This is a genomic window from Anabaena sp. WFMT, from assembly GCF_051781005.1.
In the GTDB taxonomy this organism is placed as follows: domain Bacteria; phylum Cyanobacteriota; class Cyanobacteriia; order Cyanobacteriales; family Nostocaceae; genus Anabaena.
Genome location: NZ_JBPWOA010000039.1, coordinates 1 through 1,055, shown reverse-complemented (window position 1 = coordinate 1,055; position 1,055 = coordinate 1). Strand labels below are relative to the sequence as shown.

1 protein-coding gene is annotated in these 1,055 nt (G+C 50.3%); it reads left to right on the top strand.

Going from position 1 to position 1,055, the window contains the following annotated elements; genetic code table 11:
* Positions 1–1,055: photosystem II D2 protein (photosystem q(a) protein) (psbD, locus tag ACSQ6I_RS24535; protein ID WP_438892853.1), on the top strand; the 1,055-nt coding region annotated here is incomplete at its 5' end.

Sequence of the window (1,055 nt, the reverse complement as noted above, 5' to 3'; positions counted from 1 at the left end):
TGACCATCGCAGTTGGACGCGCCCCGAGTAGAGGGTGGTTTGACGTATTAGACGACTGGTTAAAGCGCGATCGCTTCGTATTCGTAGGTTGGTCAGGAATATTATTATTCCCCTGCGCCTTCCTCGCACTAGGCGGCTGGCTAACCGGCACAACCTTCGTCACCTCCTGGTACACCCACGGACTAGCATCCTCCTACCTAGAAGGAGCTAACTTCCTCACCGTAGCAGTATCCACACCAGCAGACAGCATGGGACACTCCCTGTTGTTACTCTGGGGACCAGAAGCCCAAGGCGACTTAACCCGTTGGTTTCAACTAGGTGGCCTCTGGCCATTTGTTGCCTTACACGGAGCCTTCGGTCTAATTGGCTTCATGTTGCGTCAATTTGAAATCGCCAGACTAGTAGGAATTCGTCCTTACAACGCACTTGCGTTTTCAGGACCAATTGCAGTATTCGTCAGCGTTTTCTTGATGTACCCCTTAGGACAATCAAGCTGGTTCTTTGCACCCAGCTTTGGTGTAGCCGCAATCTTCCGGTTCTTACTATTCCTGCAAGGGTTCCACAACTGGACACTCAACCCCTTCCACATGATGGGTGTAGCCGGAATCTTAGGTGGAGCATTACTGTCGGCAATTCACGGAGCCACAGTAGAAAACACCCTGTTTGAAGATGGCGAAGGTTCCAACACCTTCCCTGGATTCAACCCCACCCAAGCCGAAGAAACCTACTCAATGGTGACAGCAAACCGTTTCTGGTCACAGATTTTCGGTGTTGCTTTCTCCAACAAACGTTGGTTGCACTTCTTCATGTTGTTCGTACCAGTCACAGGCTTATGGATGGCATCCGTAGGCATTGTCGGCTTGGCACTCAACCTGCGGGCTTATGACTTCGTTTCCCAAGAATTACGGGCAGCAGAAGACCCAGAGTTTGAAACTTTCTATACCAAAAATATTTTGCTGAACGAGGGTATCCGCGCTTGGATGGCTCCTCAAGACCAACCCCACGAACAATTTGTATTCCCTGAGGAGGTATTACCTCGTGGTAACGCTCTCTAA